General features: G+C 43.7%; 16 protein-coding genes. 6 read left to right on the forward strand and 10 right to left on the reverse strand.

What is annotated here, in order from left to right:
• Window positions 1-190 precede the first annotated feature (190 nt).
• The 5 genes from ACZ1GZ_RS01525 (at window position 191) to ACZ1GZ_RS01545 (ending at window position 3,218) form a co-directional block, all read left to right on the forward strand.
• Complete coding sequence (locus ACZ1GZ_RS01525; protein WP_472666663.1) at window positions 191-652, forward strand: hypothetical protein; 462 nt, start codon at window positions 191-193, stop codon at window positions 650-652.
• Complete coding sequence (locus ACZ1GZ_RS01530; protein WP_472666664.1) at window positions 630-1,079, forward strand: hypothetical protein; 450 nt, start codon at window positions 630-632, stop codon at window positions 1,077-1,079. The genes ACZ1GZ_RS01525 and ACZ1GZ_RS01530 overlap by 23 nt, the downstream gene beginning before the upstream one ends.
• A 62-nt stretch (window positions 1,080-1,141) precedes the next feature.
• Entirely contained in the window at window positions 1,142-1,885 is a 744-nt protein-coding gene (locus ACZ1GZ_RS01535) for an NAD-dependent deacylase (RefSeq protein ID WP_472668210.1), read from the forward strand.
• Window positions 1,886-2,041: 156 nt separating this feature from the next.
• Window positions 2,042-2,620, forward strand: a complete 579-nt coding sequence (locus ACZ1GZ_RS01540) for a tyrosine-type recombinase/integrase (RefSeq protein ID WP_472666665.1) — start codon at window positions 2,042-2,044, stop codon at window positions 2,618-2,620.
• Window positions 2,621-2,816: 196 nt separating this feature from the next.
• Window positions 2,817-3,218 carry a DUF6626 family protein gene (locus ACZ1GZ_RS01545; protein ID WP_472666666.1) on the forward strand — a complete coding sequence of 134 codons (402 nt, stop codon included), beginning with the start codon at window positions 2,817-2,819 and terminating at the stop codon, window positions 3,216-3,218.
• Window positions 3,219-3,532: 314 nt separating this feature from the next.
• On the opposite strand, the gene ACZ1GZ_RS01550 is transcribed toward ACZ1GZ_RS01545, so the two are convergent.
• The 5 genes from ACZ1GZ_RS01550 to ACZ1GZ_RS01570 form a co-directional block, all read right to left on the reverse strand.
• The gene (locus ACZ1GZ_RS01550) at window positions 3,533-3,889 is read right to left on the reverse strand and encodes a MurR/RpiR family transcriptional regulator (protein WP_472666667.1); all 357 of its coding nucleotides are present in this window, start codon (window positions 3,887-3,889) and stop codon (window positions 3,533-3,535) included.
• A 52-nt stretch (window positions 3,890-3,941) separates the two neighbouring features.
• Entirely contained in the window at window positions 3,942-4,367 is a 426-nt protein-coding gene (locus ACZ1GZ_RS01555) for a universal stress protein (RefSeq protein WP_472666668.1), read from the reverse strand.
• The gene (locus ACZ1GZ_RS01560) at window positions 4,360-6,981 is read right to left on the reverse strand and encodes a TRAP transporter permease (protein ID WP_472666669.1); all 2,622 of its coding nucleotides are present in this window, start codon (window positions 6,979-6,981) and stop codon (window positions 4,360-4,362) included. The genes ACZ1GZ_RS01555 and ACZ1GZ_RS01560 overlap by 8 nt, the downstream gene beginning before the upstream one ends.
• Window positions 6,982-7,064: 83 nt before the next feature.
• Entirely contained in the window at window positions 7,065-8,027 is a 963-nt protein-coding gene (locus ACZ1GZ_RS01565; RefSeq protein ID WP_472666670.1) for a TAXI family TRAP transporter solute-binding subunit, read from the reverse strand.
• Between the two features lie 88 nt (window positions 8,028-8,115).
• On the reverse strand, window positions 8,116-9,000 hold the full coding sequence (locus ACZ1GZ_RS01570) for a MurR/RpiR family transcriptional regulator (RefSeq protein ID WP_472666671.1): 885 nt from the start codon (window positions 8,998-9,000) through the stop codon (window positions 8,116-8,118).
• Between the two features lie 178 nt (window positions 9,001-9,178).
• On the opposite strand from ACZ1GZ_RS01570, the gene ACZ1GZ_RS01575 reads away from it, so the two are divergent.
• The gene (locus ACZ1GZ_RS01575; protein WP_472666672.1) at window positions 9,179-11,596 is read left to right on the forward strand and encodes a GcvT family protein; all 2,418 of its coding nucleotides are present in this window, start codon (window positions 9,179-9,181) and stop codon (window positions 11,594-11,596) included.
• Window positions 11,597-12,192: 596 nt separating this feature from the next.
• Here the strand turns inward: ACZ1GZ_RS01575 and ACZ1GZ_RS01580 are convergent.
• Genes ACZ1GZ_RS01580 through ACZ1GZ_RS01600 form a run of 5 tightly spaced genes read right to left on the reverse strand, consistent with a single transcriptional unit; the run spans window position 12,193 to window position 17,518 of the window.
• Window positions 12,193-13,944 carry a hypothetical protein gene (locus ACZ1GZ_RS01580; protein WP_472666673.1) on the reverse strand — a complete coding sequence of 584 codons (1,752 nt, stop codon included), beginning with the start codon at window positions 13,942-13,944 and terminating at the stop codon, window positions 12,193-12,195.
• Window positions 13,941-15,488 carry a hypothetical protein gene (locus ACZ1GZ_RS01585; protein ID WP_472666674.1) on the reverse strand — a complete coding sequence of 516 codons (1,548 nt, stop codon included), beginning with the start codon at window positions 15,486-15,488 and terminating at the stop codon, window positions 13,941-13,943. Before ACZ1GZ_RS01585 ends, ACZ1GZ_RS01580 begins: the two co-directional genes overlap by 4 nt.
• The gene (locus ACZ1GZ_RS01590; RefSeq protein WP_472666675.1) at window positions 15,466-16,527 is read right to left on the reverse strand and encodes a glycosyltransferase family protein; all 1,062 of its coding nucleotides are present in this window, start codon (window positions 16,525-16,527) and stop codon (window positions 15,466-15,468) included. The genes ACZ1GZ_RS01585 and ACZ1GZ_RS01590 overlap by 23 nt, the downstream gene beginning before the upstream one ends.
• Window positions 16,527-17,024, reverse strand: coding sequence for a hypothetical protein (locus ACZ1GZ_RS01595; RefSeq protein ID WP_472666676.1), 498 nt, complete (start codon window positions 17,022-17,024; stop codon window positions 16,527-16,529). Before ACZ1GZ_RS01595 ends, ACZ1GZ_RS01590 begins: the two co-directional genes overlap by 1 nt.
• On the reverse strand, window positions 17,021-17,518 hold the full coding sequence (locus ACZ1GZ_RS01600; protein ID WP_472666677.1) for a hypothetical protein: 498 nt from the start codon (window positions 17,516-17,518) through the stop codon (window positions 17,021-17,023). Before ACZ1GZ_RS01600 ends, ACZ1GZ_RS01595 begins: the two co-directional genes overlap by 4 nt.
• Between the last annotated feature and the right edge of the window lie 130 nt (window positions 17,519-17,648).

Genomic DNA, 17,648 nt, shown 5'->3' on the forward strand with positions numbered 1-17,648 from the left:
AGTATACATTTCTGCAAAACGTCAAATTAATTCTATGTTTTAGACCATTATTTTAAAACTTACAAAGACACCTCAAGAAGCACCAATTTTAGTCGCGTCATAAGTTTCTTTTTAGTCTCTGAACCCTGCCTCATGTTATAAATAAGAGCAGTATATGCTGCTGATTGGCGGCATGAGTAAGGAGTATGAGTTGAATAGTATTGATGCGTTTAGATTACGATTGGCATATCTGAAAATGACCGATGATATGCAGCCAGATATATATCTGAGTTTGGTAGCCAACAAACAAATTGGGATTACAGGATTTAAACTAAGACTGAAGGACTTCTTTGGTCATTTGGATAGAGTATACCTGGGTCCAAAGTGGCATAAGAAATCGCTTGATGAGCGAACCGACGGAATTGGGTATGTTGAGAAAGTGAAGTCACATATCCATTCGCACTTTGCAATCAGAACAACAGCCAATGCATATCTTTGGAATATGAAAATGAACACTGAGGAAATTTGGAACAAGATTTGTCCATCAGGCACTTATGATGTGCAGATGATTACAGCAAGATGGAGCTTAACTGGCTATAATACGAAGGAGCAAGAATACGACAATTATGATTGGCATGATCAGGTTGTTTATGTCAGAGATTTTGCGACCTAGCTTGCTGGGCGTTAAATCTCGATCTTGTCATGGTCCTTCATGCTTTTGCCACGCTAAGAATGTTGAAGCTCATGATGTTGTCGTTGAACGCAGTGCTTTTGGAACAAGACCTGCAATAGTTCATTATCGCCAGAATAATCATAAAAAAGATAAATCATTTAGTTCCATTTACTCTCATGGTTCAAAGTCAAATGATCTTATGCATTCTCAGATTGGATTAAGTAAAAGATACTTATTCATTAAGCTGGCTAAAAGGATAAAAGATCAAAACTCTTATAATTTGGAAGTGATAAACAAAACTGATTGTTTGATGGGTTTTGCTTTTGGCAAAGCACAGACAAACAGATCATGTTTTGGTTTTGCATGTGGCGTAAGCCAGATGCATCCCTCATCAAGCACTTTCAATCAAAGAACCAACTTCAACTAAAAAAGAAATTTTTCAACTTGGTTGAGATATGATTGGATAGGCATACATAGTCATTTCACCCAATCTCATATCCAGAGCGATCCATGACCCAAACCAAAGAAATCCCATCTATTGTTATTCTTACTGGCGCTGGAATATCAGCTGAAAGTGGACTTGATACATTCCGTGGTACAAAAGCCGATGGTGGTGGTATCTGGGCAGATCATAAAATTGAAGATGTGGCTACACCTGAAGCTTTTGCCAGAGACCCTGTTTTGGTTCATCGCTTCTATAATATGCGCAGAGTTAATCTTCATAATGTGGAACCCAATGCAGCTCATAAAGCATTGGCTCGTTTAGAGAAGGAATTTGCAGGCGATGTTACAGTCGTCACTCAGAATGTTGATGACTTACATGAGCGAGCTGGCTCATCCAAACTCATTCACATGCATGGGGAGTTACGAAAAGTCTGGTGCACGAGCTGTAATAGCAGAATGGCTTGGCAAGATGATCTTTCATTGAAGACTAAATGTCCGTCTTGTGAGTCAAAAGGTTCCCTAAGGCCAGACATAGTTTGGTTTGGAGAAATGCCTTATCAAATGAATGAGATATATTCCCTATTGGAACAGTGTGATCTGTTTGCTTCCATTGGTACAAGTGGCAATGTTTATCCAGCGGCCCAATTTGTACAACATGCATCTCGTCATGGCGCAGAAACCATTGAGCTTAATCTTGAGCCCTCAGCTAATCACAATGATTTTGACAGGCGTTCCTATGGCAAAGCCAGTGAGATCATTCCTGAATGGGTTGATCGATTGCTCAAGTAGCAACAGCGGGCCAAGAACTGAAAATATAATGTTCTCCGTAAAACATTATATTACTGCGTAATTCGTTGAAATCATTGATATTCAGAAAGTGGTCGCTCTTTGGCTCAAAAGGAAACATAACTTTATGCATTAGATCAGTGCAAAAGGTTATATTTGATGAAACAAGCTCGTGTGTTAACGAGAAGTGAGCTCAAGCGTGTATTGGCTGTTTGCTCTACTCATAGACATCATCACAGAAACAGATTGATCATATTACTGAGCCATTATGCGGGTCTGCGGGTGGGAGAAATAGCAAGTCTGGTTTGGGCTGATATATTGGAGGCAGATGGATCAATTAAACACGTATTTTACTTGTCAGCCGAAAATACAAAATCCAACGAAGCGCGAGCCGTTCATTTGAATGAGCTTTTGAGGAAAGAGATCGGCAAATATTCAAAAGCAATTGGAACTGAGTTTGATCAATCAACACTATCCAGTCCAGTAATTGCTTCACAAAAGGGAAAGTCATTTTCCGCCAATAGTCTGTGTCAGTTATTTGGGCGCATATACTTGGAGGCTGGCATTGATGATGCTTCCTCACATAGCGGGCGCAGATGGTTCATCACCCAATTGGCTCACAAAGGTGTATCACCCAAAGTCATCATGGAACTGGCAGGCCATAAGCATCTGGGAACCACTCAGCGATACATTGATGTGAATGAAGGCATGAAAATCAAGGCGGTTTCGCTGCTTTAGTTGCTGCTCTGTTTGTTCAAAAACGTGATATTTCTTTCAATGATTTCAATGCGCAATTTGTCAATTATTTTGGCGATAAGTCTGGTTTATTTTCGATGTTATTCATCCACCCACTCCGAATAACTCAAAACTAATCTCCCATTCCCCATAAATAACAATGCTGCTGGCAAGCATGTTTTTATTTAGGAGAAGCCCAATGCGATATGAAGAATACAAATTGAATAAATTAACACACCACTATTCCCCAAGTCCAAATCCAACCAGTAATTTTAGTGCTAAATCTAATCAAAGCTATATAGCATTGTTGGATATTGCCTATTACGTTTATCGCAAGTTCGGGTTGGTCAAAGATCAGCAACAATTTTCGGAACGTGTTTTGGGTAGAGCACAAAGTTATCTATCCTGCATGAAGGCACGCAAGCGTACACCAAGTCAGCCAGTTCTATTTCACCTACTTCGGGATGCAAAACTTCAATGCAATAGTATTGCTGCGAACCAGCATTTTGGCATGCCCTACGCTGAATCACTAAATCGAGCTCATAAGGAGTTCGCGGGTTTGATTAGAATTATGGAAGAACAATTGGTTACGGATGATTGAGATCTTCCACTTCTACAGGCAAAGCAGACATCACATACAGATTAGCATACTTCTATAACCGGCCCTTATCCGACTTGCATTAGATTTTTGAGTTGCGCACATTTGGGTATTAGTGAGGGATGAGATTACATTAACTTAGATGATAGTGTGTTCATAGGGTTCTGATGGAATGGACGTCCTCGATTGCCATCGATGTGCCATAATTGGTTTGTTTCATCATTATCAGAACCATTCAAAAGGGATCTCTTTGTTTAGGGAACTAAATTGAAAAAGTTTTGTCTCTTTTCTTATTCATCCATTCGGCAAATAAAACCTTAAATCTTACGTTTCTCAAGGGAACATTGAACTTCTAAATCCATCCTCAACACATTTTCGGTATTATACGGTTTAACTTCGGATAAAGGTAACCGTTGCATTACCGATGAGCACATGCACTCCACCGTTTTGCGAGCATCTTCACGCATTTTCTCATAATTCGAGTAGCCAAGTTCTCTGGCAAAACGTGAAAACGTTGCAGGTGAAACACCGCACGCTGAGGCCACAAAGCGCAAAGACCGTGTAGCAACCTCGAGAATGTTATTTGCAACAAAGCGAGCAGTGAGCTTCATCTTCTTACTCAAGTCGGCATATTTTTGATGAATACGATCGACAATATTAACTGTGTGGTCCACGTTACCTCCATGGGACATTAGACATTGGTCAGGCTGTAAGAGCTGTCCCATTTCAACGACAAATATAAACCGAGCAAACCGCATGTCGGGCAATGCGCGCCGCGTTGGGCCCTATCAGAAAATCGGTTACATCTGGTTTATTCGCCCCAATAACAATTAAATTAGCACTCAGTTTATTTGCTGTTTTCAGTACTTCTTGATAGGCGGTTCCCATAAGAATTACATGCTGAACAGAACTGTCATCACCGATTGTATCGCGCACAAATTCGTGCAACGCTTTTTGGGTCTGTTCAACCATTTCATGGCTTTGGGTATCCGCAAAAAAACTACCAACAAAACTGTTTCCATAATCTGGCAGGACTGTCACAACGGCCAACTGCAAACCTTTAAGATCTGCCATAGCTTTTGCAGTTTTCAAAACACGCTCATCAAAGCTTGATTGGGCCAGATCTACTGCGGCAAGAACAACGTTATCCATTTACAGTTTCCAATTCTTCTGGTTTTCTGCGACGGTTTTGCAGAAACGCAATTAATCCAACAAGCATGAGCGCAGGGATATAAAATATCTCCTTTGGCGGTCTGTCAGCCGCAACTTCAATTTCGGCAACTTCCCAATCAAAATCGATACCGAGCTGCTCTGAACTGCCACCAAATGTCAGATTATCGACATAGTATTTGCCATCTTCATTGCGGAACTCAATCCCTGCGGAACGTGACAAGCGAGTGGTTCCATCTTGATTAGCAATGCCGAGGGGAAGCAAATATGTTGCATCGATTAAGTCTCCCTCAAGATTTTCACCGACAAGCCTTATACGCAGATTTGTGTTATCTCCGCTGTCCTTTGCCAGCGTATAAATCTCACCAGCTGGACGGGTCTCAAACTCCGCCGCCATTTGATCTAAAAAGAAGCCTGGCCTGAAGAGTGCCAGCGCTATTAGAACCAACGCGATACTTTCCCAAATTTTTGAGCGCGTGACGAAGTACCCCATCGTGCCTGCAGCAAAAAGCAGCATTGCAACAGACGCCATAATAAACACAAAGACCGCCTGTATTGGGCCAACATCAATCAATAAGAGATCCGTATTGAACACAAACAGGAACGGTAACAATGCGGTTCGGCTGGAATAGAAGAAAGCTTGAACTCCGGTCCGCATGGGATCAGCACCTGAGATCGCGGAAGCTGCAAAAAACGCTAGGCCAACCGGTGGCGTGGTATCAGACATGATGCCGTAATAAAAGACGAACATATGCACAGCAATGAGGGGTACAACAAGTCCACTTTGCGCGCCTAGTTCAACAACAACACCTGCCATAAGTGATGATACCACTATATAGTTCGCAGTGGTTGGCAGCCCCATGCCAAGAATGATTGAGATGAGTGCCACAAAGACCAGCATCAACATAATGTTGCCACCTGACAACAGCTCAACAAATTCAGCCATGACTTGCCCAACACCTGTTAACGTAACAGACCCAACGATCAACCCCGCAACACCCATAGCAGCAGCTAAGCCGATCATGTTACGGGCTCCAGACACTAGCCCTTCGCAAATGTCATCAAAACCATCATTCAGCGCGGCAAGCATTCTGTTCTGACCACGAAAATATGCCTTCAATGGTTTTTGCGTTAGCAGTATAAACAGCATTACCATGGTGGTCCAAAATGCCGATAGTCCAGGCGATTTGCGCTCGATGATTAGCATATACATCAAAATGAAAAGAGGTAGCAGATAGTGAATCCCTGTTTTGAAAATCTCGCGCGCAGGAGGCAAGTTATCCAAAGAGGAAACATTCGGTTCAAGATCATCCACCGAAGCCGCATATCGGACAGCTGCAATATAGGCGATCAGTATTATAACAATTAAGATTGGGACTGAAAAAGCGCCAACTATTGCTTCAAGCCCATCGACGGCAATTCCAGCGAAATATAATGAACCACCAGCTGCAACTATGGATGTTGCAATGATCATTGTGGCACCGAGTATAACTTTTAACGGATGAGTTGTTGAAGTTCCATTCATGCCAAGCTTTAACGCCTCAAGGTGGACGATATAAACTAGAGCGATGTAGGAAATAGCCGCAGGAATGATCGCAGCTTTTACAACTGTTATATAAGAGACGCCAACATATTCAGCCATCAAAAAGGCAACGGCGCCCATGACGGGAGGTGTTAAAACGCCATTAATTGACGACGACACTTCAATCGCGCCCGCTTTAACAGGCGAGAACCCAACCTTCTTCATCAAGGGGATTGTAAAGGTTCCTGTTGTCACCACATTTGCAATGGAAGATCCTGAAACCAAACCTGTTGCTGCGGAAGCAATCACTGCAGCTTTAGCTGGCCCGCCGCGTAAGTGACCAAGACCAGCAAACGCTAGTTGGAGGAAATAATTACCCGCCCCTGCTTGATTTAATAAAGCACCAAAAAGCACAAATAAGAAGACAAACCCTGATGATACGCCAAGCGCAACGCCAAACACCCCTTCCGAGGTGAGCCACATATGGCTCATGGCCTTTTCAAAACTGGCACCCTTCCATCTTATAACATCAGGTAGGCCATCCCAGGCGCCGAAAAACACATACGCTAAGAAGAATAAAGCTGCGCCCATAAGCGGGAAGCCTAACGAACGCCGAGCTGCTTCTAACAGCATTATAAGCCCGATGCCAGCGATGGTCACATCGGTTATATTTGGTTGGCCTGTTCGAACAGATACACCTAAATAATCCCACCATAAATATGACGCTGTGACTGCACCCAATGCCGCAGCAGCCCAAGTCAAAAGCGGTATTTTATCTCGAGGACCGGACTTAAATGCTGGAAAAGAAAGAAATGCCAAAAACACTGCAAAACCAAGATGTATGGCCCGAGTTTGTGTATCATTCCAAAGACCTACACGAAAAATAAAAGGTAACGGGGAAGCGATCCACAACTGGAAAAGTGACCAAACAAGCGGGATGTAGAACAGAGTATTCATCGAGAACTTGTCTTTGGGTGCTCTTGCACCTGTATCAGACTCGACAATGATATCCGCTAAACTGCGTTCAGTTTCGCCCTTGCTGTCTCCTTCTGGTGCTTTACTATCTGCACTCATGCCCATTATTCCCTTTTGGTTCGCCTATCCCCCCAGCGGAAAACACGCCCCAAATTGGGACGTGTCGTTGTTAAAGGTGGAAGTTACATCCACTTACGTTCTTTATAGTACTTCAGAGCGCCCGGGTGCAGATCAGCAGACAAAGCCTTAGTAATCATGTCCGCTTCGGTCAGATTGTTAAACGCAGGGTGCAACTTTTTGAAATCTTCGAAATTATCAAAAACAGCTTTCGTCACGGCATAAACAATGTCTTCAGGTGTATCGATTGATGTCACAAAGGTTCCCCGCGTTCCCCATGAAACAATATCATCTGGATTGCCTGGATAGATTCCGCCGGGGATGGTGGCCGCTGCATATGCAGGGTTACCATCAAGCACTTTAAATGTGCCTGTGTCTGTCATATCCATCAATTTGATATCACAAGTGGACGTCGCTTCCATGGTGGACCCGTTTGGAATACCCGCTGCCCAAACCGCTGCATCAATTTTTCCATCACACAAGGCCGCTGATTGCTCCGATGACTTCAATTCAGATGCGATACCTAAATCTTCCATGCTAAGACCAGCTGCAGGAATTAATACTTCCGCTAAAGTACGTTGACCTGATCCTGGGTTTCCGATGTTAACGCGCTTATCTGTGAAATCGACTACTTTTTCAATGCCAGCATCGGCTCGCACCATAATATGCAAAGGTTCTGGGTGAACTGCAAATACGGCACGAAGCCCTTCAAATGCATCATCTTTAAAATCACCTGAACCGGAGATTGCGTCACTTTGTACGTTGGACTGAACCATGCCAAAATCCAACTCACCCTGGCGTATGGTACGCGTGTTGTAAACTGAACCACCTGTTGATTCCACCGAACAACGGATGCCATGAGTTTTTCGATCTTTGTTGACCAAACGACAGATGGCGCCACCTGCTGGATAATAGACCCCAGTCACCCCGCCTGTTCCAATAGTAACAAACGATTCCTGGGCAATGGCAGCACTACCGGCGAATGTGATCGCAGCAGCAGCACCTGTGATGTAACAAGCAAGTTTCATTGAACTGGTTCCCTTTTATGAATGATTATTTCGGCAACATGCCTCATTCACAGACTGCTCCACTTTGAAACCCCTTGTCATCTAATAACTAATGTTTTTTTCCTTCCCAAAAACGATCGTGCTCTTGACGAAGTTCTTCATAAGAATCAATTCGCGCTTGTCCTTGCGCGCCAGTCTTATGCATTAACACGGCAAGCAGGGCATCAATCACAGCGGTCACACCTGAATAACTGGCGAAATAATGAGTGCTCATAGCCGACGCAATAAGTGTGTATTCTGGCTTTAAATCGGGAGCTACAATTTCAGAATCTGTAATAAGAACGATTTTGACACCCCGGTTTTGTGCGAACCGACAAGCTTCAAGAGTTTCTTGCGAATAAGGTGCAGTGGTAATACCAATTAAAACATCGCCTGGCTGTGATCTATTTAGATCATCAATTGTACTGCTCACATGTGAGGGGATTATTTGTAATGTATCCAATACCATGCGGCCGGCATAGTTTAAGTAATAAGCAATGGAATAGCTTGCCCGCACAGCCATTACATACACCCTACGAGTACCAATCATAAGATCTGCCACCTGCTCTAAAGTTTCAGGTGATAAACGTTCCATCGTCCGGCGCACGACAGCCAGCGCATTTAAAGTCGCGTCAGCTTGGATTTGCCCGATTTCTCCTTTGGTGGCCAACTCATCCAACCATTCCGGACGCTCAAGAGCGCCAACGGACGCAACAAGAGAATCGCGAAACGGCTCTCTAAAGCTTTCATAACTGTCAAAACCAAGACGCTCCGCCATACGAAACAGTGTATATGTACTCACACCAGACTTGCGCGAAGTGACGCGAATTACATCAAGCCCAAAGTCCGCTTGATTGTCCAAAATATACTTTGCAACGACCTTCATACGCGGACTTAATGAACTCAAATTTTCTTTGATTTTCGAAATAGTCTTATTTTTCAGTGTGTTATCCATGATATTCCACCGTTCAAAATGTCGCCTAAAAATAACAAATGTTATTTTTCAAAACTATTGACATCATTAGTTATTATTGGTTCTGGATATGAATATCAAGTGTGCTTCGTGATGACTTTGTTTTTGCGAAGACAATTCAGCTGACACATTGTCCAGCGTAACAGCCTAAGGAAACAAGATGACCACACATGCGCGAATTATTGTAATCGGTGGGGGGATAGTTGGTGTTTCAACGCTCTATCATTTGGCTAAAGCTGGTGAAAAGAATGCACTTTTACTTGAGCGGCGTGAATTGACCGCCGGCGCAACATGGCATGCAGCTGGCAACGTTCACACACAATCTGCTTATGCAAACTTGTCGGCGCTTCAAGCATATTCCCTACGTCTATATGATAATTTAGCAGATGAAGTTGGACAAGAAGTTAGCAGTCACATCGTTGGTGGCTTCTTTCTAGCGCAAACGAATGCCCGCATGGAGGAATTCAAACACCTGGCAGGTAAATTTCGTGCACTGGGTCTTGAATATGATTTGGTAACGCCCGCAGAAATTAAAAATAAATATCCTTTACTTAATGTATCTGACCTTGAAGGCGGCGCTTGGGACCCAGAGGAAGGATATGTAGATCCCTACTCCGTCACAATGGGATTAGCCGCAGGTGCGCGAAAATATGGCGGCAAGATTAAACGAGATTGCCAAATTGATAGTATCACACGTTTGCCATCAGGACATTGGCGCTTAACTGCTGGCGAAGAAGTTTTCGAATGCGAAATCATCGTAAACTGCGCTGGTTTTTGGGCAGATGAAGTCGCGCGCATGGCTGGAACTCGGCTACCGATCACAAATATGGAACATCAGTATCTCATCACGGAAGCTATGCCATCGGTACAAGCGCTTGACGAAGAATTGCCAATGATCCGTGATACCGACAGTCAGTATTATCTGCGTCAAGAGGGTGAAGGCCTGCTTTTAGGACCATGGGAACAAGATTGCCGCTTGGCTTGGCAACAAAGCGCAGGGCGCGCACCATGGAATTTTGGACAAGAGTTATTTCAAGATGACTGGGACCGATTAGAAGATGGATTAGGCGCGATTTTCCATCGCATCCCCGACCTTGCCACCAGTGGTATTAAACGTGGTGTGAACGGTGCGATTAGCTTCGCTCCTGATGGTAGGCCAATAATTGGTCCAATGCCTGGTGTACCAGGTTTCTTCGTTGCCTGCGGCTTCCTTGGCGGGATTGCGCAAGCGGGTGGAATTGGACTGGCGATGAGCCAATGGATACTGGAGGGAGAGAGCGAGCTAGATCTCCACTTCATTGATGTCGCACGTTTTGGAGATTGGACAACTCGAGAGTTTGCGCGAGAGCGCACGCATGAAATATTGCCGTTGCGATATGAGATTATATATCCGGGCATTGAACGCGAAACAGGACGACCGCTCAAAACCACGCCAATATATAGTGATTTGCTCGCTCATGGCGCCGTCATGGGGCAAGCGTATGGTTGGGAGCGACCGCTTTGGTATGCACCTGAGGGCGTTGAACCAAAAGACGAACCTAGCTTTGACCGACCAAATTGGTGGGAACATGTTGGCAATGAAGCCAAAGCCATGGCCAAAGGCTGTGGGCTGAGTGAGATGTCATCATATGGTAAGTTTCGCGTTTCAGGTCCAGATGCTGAAGAATTTCTCAACTATATTGGTTCTGCCAAAGTGCCAATAAAAGCTGGGCGCATGGCTTTATCATTGCTGCTTAATGAACGTGGCGGCATTGTCGGAGACGTAACAATTGCCAATTCAGGAGATGGCAGTTTTTACCTTGTGGGTGCGACGCTCGGTGTTGCGTTGTATCAACGTTGGATGAATGATCACGCAGAAGATTATAATGTCTTCATTGAGAACATAACCGATCAAATGGCTGCAATTGGTATTGCTGGTCCAAAATCACGTGCGCTGTTAAATGTGTTATCTGATGATGCCTTTGATAATTTTCCATTTATGGCATCAAGGGAAGTTGAAATTGGTCGCGTGCGCTGCACAGCCATGCGCGTTTCATTCTCAGGCGAATTGGGCTGGGAGTTACATTGCCCCATGCTAAACCAAAAAGCACTCTTTGATACCGTTATGAAAGCAGGTTCTGATCATGACCTTATTCTCCTTGGTGGCCGTGCGATGGGAATGCTCCGCTTAGAGAAAGGTTATCGCAGCTGGGGACATGAAATGACCACTGAAATTACCCCACATGCAGCTGGGTTGGATCGGTTTTGCTCAAAGAGCAAATCCTATATTGGCCGTGCGGTAGTAGATTCGGAACGAGAGATACCACCTTTAAAAACTTTGGTGACGCTACAGATCGATGCTAACGCACCGCCATGCTGGGGTACAGAACCAGTTTCAAAAGACGGCGATCTTTTGGGGTATGTCACTTCAGGGGGCATGGGATGGCGCACCGGAAAAATGCTGGCTGTTGCGTGGATAAAAAGACGAGCCATAAAAGTGGGCGATCAATTGGATATACAAATCCTAACCAACAATTACGTGGCTACCGTTGTAGCCGATTCCGTTTACGATGCAGAAAACGCCAAGCTTTTAGGCTAAGACTTTGTATTTTCAGATTATCTTTTTACCCCGTGAATACAGCGAAAAGTTATTTTAACCTTGAACGCAGATGCTCCGCTTTGCGAACATCAAGCGGCTATATAATGTTAATAACTGCATTGTCTGTTTGGTAGAAGTTCCCAAGATTTCTAACAATTTAATTGAGAAGGGATGCGAAAATTATGAAAATCACGATTTATGGAAAGGCGGAAACGCCTATCAGAATAAGTTGGAAAAATTGTAGCCCGAAAACAAGTTAAGTTGTGATGTTTAAAACTGCGTTTTCGATGGCAGAAATTGATTGGCGAATATCATCTGATGTGGTGCGGTGATTAACAAGGGCAGCACGAAGGCAAGGTCTGTCTTTAATGATCCTCGTGGAGAATACAGCATCGCCGTTGAGTTGAAGTTTAGCCGCTATCGCATTCACATCTCCATTTTTGATGTAGAAACAGCATATATTAGCACATTATTGAAAATCGTCTCGCATAAATTCAATGTCCGCTTCTGGCACATTTTCCTCATCAGTCCACTTTTTCTATACATCCGCTTTAGATTGCCAAGCAGAAACACACTCACCTTTTCCCTATCCTAATTTACTTCGTAATCTCGGTTGGATTTCCTTTGACTGAGATCATAAGTGGCATTGTGATTGAAGCTTTAAATGGTAAGCCATTGATGTGGAATTTTATGGCGGCAATGGATTGATGGTTTTCAAGAAGCTCGAACTCAAACTGAATACGATAATCTAGTGCCAGTTGGATGAGCTGATTGATTTGCTTCATTTCAAAGAAACGTTGTTTATCGAAGTTGGGCTGTACGGCGGATTGTTTTGTTGTCATGAATGTACCCAAGGTTCGTCTTTCAGCTGGTTCATTTGGAAAGACGAGTTCAAGTTTATCGTCGCGGGTTTCAAGGGCAAATATAGATTGGAAGCTCTTGCGCATGAACTGCGGTCTGTCTGCAAAGTCTGATTTCCATTTGCTCAAGCTGTCGAGAATACTAGCTTCTAATTTGTAATGCCCTATGGATTGGAATGAACTATCAATTGTGCGCCAGTTTGCAAGGTCAGAATAGTCTGTAAATATTAGCGGATGTTCTTTGGGGTTGGTTGATATTGCTGCAATATTATTGGCTTTCCGTCTCAAGGACCAATCACTTTCGAGGAATGTTTTGCTGAAATTACTCGCATCCATATCTTTGATCATGAATTTGCGATTGGAAAACCGTACTTGTTTCTCAAATGGAAACTCAAACTCCAAATAGGGTGTACTTGGATGGGTCGTGAGCGAGCTAGCAGTGAGTTTGTTCTTTACCTGTCTGAAGTTCAGAAGGTTGAGCATCAGAAACTTGTTTGTTTTTGGAGTATTGCCCTGTTTGATCTGATCGATGAGCTTGGCTTTACGCATATCTTCAAAATCTCTTTGTCTGTTTAATGCTCGAACATAATCATCAACCTGTTGCTGATCTGGATTATCAGGCAATGTTGGTCGTTGTGCTGCGCTTGCAGCTTTCTCCCATGAATTGATTGTTGCTATGTTGGGAATGAAACGCCGGAACAGATCACAGCAGACATAGAGCGGATATAGATTTTTATCTTTCAGTTTTTGTCTGGCATATTTGGCTTCGTCAGGCACAAGACTAATCACCTTTGACTTGATCTGGTCTTCTGTTTCATTTTCAACAAAGCCAACCACATCGAAGCCAGAGCTGTTGAGCTTTATAATGGCTGTTGCAAATTCTGTTTTGATATCAGGTTTTGGAAGATCAGTTGTAAACTTCGCAGATGGAAGCGTTGCCTGATTCAGAAGTTCTTTGCTGGCTCGGTCAAACCTAGCATTCGTGTCCTCCACATAACGGTCTAGAGGATCAAACCTAGCTTGAGACACCGCTTCCTGATAAACATCATCAAGCGTTTTTTCTTCGAGTAATTCACATAGCTTTTGTGAGGAAAGTCTGCCGTCAAACGCATATCTTAGAACTGCTCGATATTTTGAAAGAGTTGGTGCGGAATGAACATCAAACCCTTTGTCATCGATCTGATTGAACGCAACACTGACAAGTCCATGGAAAATGTTACCTTCGCATTTTAACGACCAGCGTTCTTCGTGATAGACGAGAAAATCCTTGAGCAACTGCCAATCATCTTCATGTTCGATGTTATTGCTCTCAAATTCATATCCCATTTCAAGGGTCAGGCTTAAAGCATCATGAATTTTTTTGTTCGAAGATTTGAGCAGTTTTTGAGATGAATGAACTGCTTGTTCGATCCTGTCCAGCTTCGCATCGAACTGTTTAAAACGGTGATCTTGATTGTGGTCGTGATCAATGTCGGTCTGCATATTCATCTTCCAAATACTCCTTCAAGAGCGAGGGCATCGAGTTTGGCTTCGTGATCATCAATGATGGACATCGGGCTTTCATGTTTGAAGATCATTTCCAAATAATGATCAAGAAACTGAATGGACACCGGTCTTTGAGAGGCGTGTTTGTCATCTAGATACCGATAGGCATGACGAAAGCCTTCGATCATGGCTTGGGTATTATGGTGGGTAAGCAGTGCCTGTTGAACAGCAGATGGGACACGCTTGCCAGTTTCTGGGTCTTTATTTGTAGCAACAAGATGTTGAAGCTGAAGCAAATGGGCGAGTGTTGAATGAGAGAGGACACGATGTTCGCCCTGCTCTACCCAATCAGTCGCAAGATGTTTAATTGGCCGTTCTGAGTTTTCATACTTTTTGAGATTTGTGGGTGCAGTATGAAAGCTCCATCTATCCGGCGCAAAGTCATAGCCCGCAACTGCACGATAGCCGTTAGACACACCATCAGTGGGACTTTTGGAATCAAAAGTCAGTTGAACATTTGAGGCATCGGTGTGTTGGCGTAATTTCCTTTGGATGTTTGTCAGCGCCACAGATACTTTCAGCGTGGATACGCCCAGGAAGTGAATCCATTGATTGGGCCTTAATAATCCATCATCACGCATCTGTATTAGACGACGGAGTGTCATGGATAGCTGTACTGAATGTTTGCCAGCAAAGGCCCATCCCTCAAACGGAAAGCATTTGACATTCTGATACCAATAATGGCTTTCTTCTTCATTCCGACCTTGAAGCACATTCAGAAGATTGGTTTTACCTGGTACACGATGTTCTGCAAAATATTCATTGTTCTGCTTTGTCCGAATAAGACTTCCCATATAGCCAGTTGAAAAACCTGCTTTGATAGCTTCAGCTTCTACATCAATCCCTTCCTGGATAAGCCTTTCAACATGCGGCACCATGGCTCCAGTGCTGATACCACCCGTTGGAAAGTCCAGGATCATGGATTGATCAGCAATGCGTTCGAGCCATCTCAGCATTCGTTCGGGCGTGCTATCAGCTTCAAACGGAATAGTCTGCTGCTGGATTTGGAACCCCCCGCTGTCACCCAGGACAACAACGCGTTCATCTCTTGGTGTCTGCGTAACCCAATTATCTTTATCCGCTTTACTCTGTGTATCAGCCCCCTGTCCACCACTAAACAGAACCCAAGGATAAAAACATAATCTTGAATTGGGATTGATGAACTTCAGATCATCAGCCTTCAACGAATAAGGTGTATCCTTCAGCAGTACATGAAACGGGTCTAATGTCGGATCGCATTTTTTAATGGCTTCTTGCTGCTGCTTTGCAAGCCTTGCAACATTATTGATATAGCCGTCACTTAAAGCAGGTGTATAAAGCGCAATATTTTGGAAGGCCGCCATTTTGGAATAATCCCAAACTTTCCAATCTTCCTGATAAAGCTGCTCATAATAGTCAAATGCTGCTCGCATCTCCTCTTCCGTTTCCATCTCGCTAAAGGGTCGCGGTGCATCGCTTTGAAACTTACTTTCTGAAGAGTTCGGCATATAGCTTTCCTCCATCGAAGTATTTCTTGCCAATCTTCAACGCCATCTGATGAATATTTTGGGGCTGATAAACAGATTGGACATTGAGAATGTGAGCAGCAAGAGCGGGTGCGAACTTACTGACGTTCTTTAAACTGCTGGTCCAGATAGATGGGTAACAAAAGGAAGGGTAAATCTCTTCATAAGACAAACGCATTGGGACAATTGGAACCGCACCACACAACATGGCTTCATAAGTTCCAATTCCCAATGTTTCCTGTTTGCTGGCGGAGAAGCACACAAGGCTTTGACCTAAAAGATTATGATATTCTGTTTTTGTCCTTGGTTTAGACTGTGCAAAGACAATCTTGTAAGTTCCAAGAAGCGGTCTCAGAATGTCAACTGCTTGCCATTGCTTCTCATCTGACATCCTGTGCGGAAAGATGAGAAGGTCCTTATTGTGTGTTTGATGTCGATCTTTCAAAAGACGTGGCAAATATTCCATTGGCCAGCCAACCACTTTGGCTTCACCATTATCCTTGAGCCTCAGAGTTCTTAGAAACAGCTTCTTGTGGAACTCAGTTGCAAAGTAACTTTGATCAGCTGCTTCAAAGATCGAACGTTCGAACGCGTAGCTCCATCTCGTGTTTGAGGCCTTCTGCGCCAGCAAATCATGCTTGTCGTAGCTACCTGCATGCCACATCACATCTATGCTGAGATCAAGATCAAGTAGATCTGACATGTAGCGGCAGTTAATCACCCCAGGATGCCAGGCATCCGTAAATAGAACCCTGTCGCCTTTCTTCACCCTGCCCTTATCCACGTTGATGGCAAAGGCAGACACTTGATAGGATTTATAGACATTAGTTTCTGCAAAATTTAAAAACGCACCTTTGGGCAGGTTCCCACTTGTAGAAACAGTATCGACAACTTCAATGTGCCAATGCTTCAAATTCTTATGGAAGCGATAGCTCTCCAACTGCTTTGGCAGATATTTCTGCCATTCCCCCGTATAGCGTTGCTCATGCGGTTCAATATCAAATATCCAAAGTGTAGGCATTAGGCGGCCTCCACTTCATTGCGATAATATCTCTGAAGCAAAGAACCAGTGAGCAAAGCACTTACGATATTTACAATAATCAAAAAAATGAAAGCAGTGGTGCTAAATGGTGCAAAATTATAAAAGTACACGGAGGTCCATATGAGCGGGCAAACAAGACAAGCTATTATGATATGGTTCCAGTAGCCTGATTTAGTGAACCGAAACAAATTTATCAGGATCACTTCATCTATTATAAGAACCACTCCCAACATAGGGCCGTGCACAGTTTCAAATAATAACTGACTGAAAAGTGCGCCACCAAGTATTACAGACTCAAAACTGGGATGACTTTTAGGATTTCCAAATTCCCGCAGAACCAAGAACACACCGTATAACATCATTGCTGGGAATATATTTACTTCATCGATTTTCAGCATGGGTAGGCTGACATTTATACCAATGACAAAAACGAAAGAAATTATATAAATGAGGCTCCATTGAAGAATATAACTCATGCTGCCACCTCACCTTCTTTGGCAGCTCTCTTGCGCAGAATAACCCAGAAGGTAACTGCCCCAATCATTTTAGCTAAGGTCACAAGCACAAAGTTGACCATATCTAAATGTCCAACCATCTGCAGGAAAACAATTGTATCAACAGGGACTGCTAGGGCGGATGAATATAGTATCCGTGTAGCAAGTGGTTTCTTTGTGTAAGTGAAGACTGCCCAATCAACAGCTTCAGAAATAAAGAACGCTGTGACGCTGGCAATCGCCACAACGGGCGCTGCCATAATGTAACTGATGCCACCAGCAACCAGCATGGCGACAAACACCCAATGGCCAATCTCGGTTTGTGAATAATCTCGAAACACAAACACAAACCCTACCACCAGCATCACAGGTGGAAACATCGTGCCAAAGATTGGCACCATTGGGATGGAAACAAATAGAATATTAATGAGAACGACCATGCCTATGTAAGCAGTCGTCCAAAATCCTTTAGGCATAAGAACCCCTCCGTTCATTTAAAGACGAAGCAGAACCTGTCAGATTAATTTTGATTTGTGCGCACGATTATGAGTGAGTGGGCTATACATTTTGAGGTAGAGCCACTACCGCAAATGAGTGAAAGGGCTC

Source organism: Lentilitoribacter sp. JB5-8 (assembly GCF_055693385.1).